Below are 478 nucleotides of genomic sequence, written 5' to 3' on the forward strand. Positions count from 1 at the left end.
TTCTCCTCGATTAAGCTTCCACATTTTTTTATACCTGACCTCTACCCCGGAAACAAGTTTCCGGTTTGGGCTCTTTCCCTTTCGCTCGCCGCTACTTAGGAAATCGATTTTTCTTTCTCTTCCTCCGGGTACTTAGATGTTTCAGTTCCCCGGGTTTTCCCCTGTAAGCCTATATATTCAGCTTACAGTACCTAGTGTTTTCTAGGTGGGTTTCCCCATTCGGACATCTCTGGTTCTCTGGCTATTTGCGCCTACCCAGAGCTTTTCGCAGCTTGTCGCGTCCTTCTTCGGCTCCTGGTGCCAGGGCATCCTCCGTGCGCCCTTTGTAGCTTGACCTTTGGTTTAAAAATTGCTGCTAACTTCGTCCAGCTGCGTCAAATGCCTCACTGCGGTGCTCATTTACATAAGTAAACTCCGCTCCTCCTTCGGCCTTTTCCTTGCTGTACTCGTTATTATCAATTTTTATCCTTAGCAAATT

At 47.3% G+C, this 478-nt stretch carries 1 rRNA gene; it reads right to left on the bottom strand.

Features of this window, described 5'->3' with window-relative positions:
- Positions 1-336 (bottom strand): 23S ribosomal RNA (locus ACJDU8_RS25670); the annotation flags it as partial.
- Positions 337-478: the final 142 nt, after the last annotated feature.

Source organism: Candidatus Clostridium eludens (genome assembly GCF_045310515.1).
Classification (GTDB): domain Bacteria; phylum Bacillota; class Clostridia; order Clostridiales; family Clostridiaceae; genus Clostridium_B; species Clostridium_B eludens.